This is a genomic window from Polaromonas sp. P1_G2, from assembly GCF_056405515.1.
The window spans coordinates 1-450 of the sequence record NZ_JBFUBY010001159.1; the positions used below are offsets into that span (position 1 = coordinate 1).

A 450-nucleotide genomic window follows, 5' to 3' on the forward strand; every position below is an offset into this window, starting at 1 on the left:
GATTGGCATATGCCTGGGCGGCAAGGCCGGCGAACAGCAGCAATGCGGCCGCGGCGATGGATTTCAGGAAGATCATGGAAGCTCCGTTGTTTTTGGGCTCAGCGTTGGCGTTTTTCCTCGAGCGCGGCGAGCACCGGCTTCGGCACGAAAGCACTGACATCGCCGCCCATCGCGGCGATCTGGCGCACCAATGTGGCGGTTATGGGCCTGGACGCCGTGCCGGCCGGCAGGAACACCGTCTGGATATCCGGCGCCATCTGCCGGTTCATGCCGGCCATCTGCATTTCGTAGTCGAGATCGGTTCCGTCGCGCAAACCGCGGATCAGCACTTTGGTTCCATGCGCGCGCGCCGCCTCGACGACGAGATTGTCGAAGGAGATCACCTGGAGGTCGCCGATCCGGTCCGGCAACACGTCTTCGAGCGACAGGCGGATCAGCGAGGCGCGATCC

1 protein-coding gene is annotated in these 450 nt (G+C 63.8%); it reads right to left on the minus strand.

Annotated features, from left to right (window positions below):
• Positions 1-98 precede the first annotated feature (98 nt).
• On the minus strand, positions 99-450 hold a 352-nt coding region (gene coaD, locus AC1D0P_RS29550; RefSeq protein WP_477679984.1), incomplete at its 5' end, for a pantetheine-phosphate adenylyltransferase.